The following is a 430-nucleotide window of genomic DNA, read 5'->3' as shown; positions in this document are numbered from 1 at the left end:
GCAATTCTATTTGATAATCAGTTGCGATAAAGCCGAATTAACGTTCTTTACGCTCTATTTACCCACCTGGATGCGGGAAAGCCCCATCCCGCAGGGGGAATGGGGCTTTCGTGGGGAGCGAGAGCGGCTGTCAGAAGTGGAAGTTGGTGCTGAACAGTATCGTCCTTCCAGCGGCCTGGGACGCATAGTGCGCCGCATAGGCTTTGTCGAAGTACTTCTTGTCGAACACATTCTGCACGTTCAACTGGAAATCGACGTTCTTGCTCAGTTTGTAGCTGGCCATTGCGTCATAGCGCCAGTAATCGGGGACATAGACGGTATTGCCAACGTCGCCATAGACCTTGTCGACATAGAAAGCCCCGCCGCCGATGGTGGTCTTCGGGAAGATGTCATAGGTGGTCCAGAGACTGAAGCTGTTCTTCGGCGTATT

The 430-nt window shown here is 52.6% G+C and carries 1 protein-coding gene; it reads right to left on the bottom strand.

Going from position 1 to position 430, the window contains the following annotated elements; genetic code table 11:
- Positions 1-130 precede the first annotated feature (130 nt).
- Positions 131-430 (bottom strand): TonB-dependent receptor domain-containing protein (locus FMM79_RS20560; RefSeq protein WP_148606705.1); only part of this gene is annotated, 300 nt, incomplete at its 5' end.

Source organism: Novosphingobium sp. BW1 (genome assembly GCF_008107685.1).
GTDB lineage: Bacteria > Pseudomonadota > Alphaproteobacteria > Sphingomonadales > Sphingomonadaceae > Novosphingobium.
This window is presented reverse-complemented; position numbering and strand designations above follow the sequence as displayed.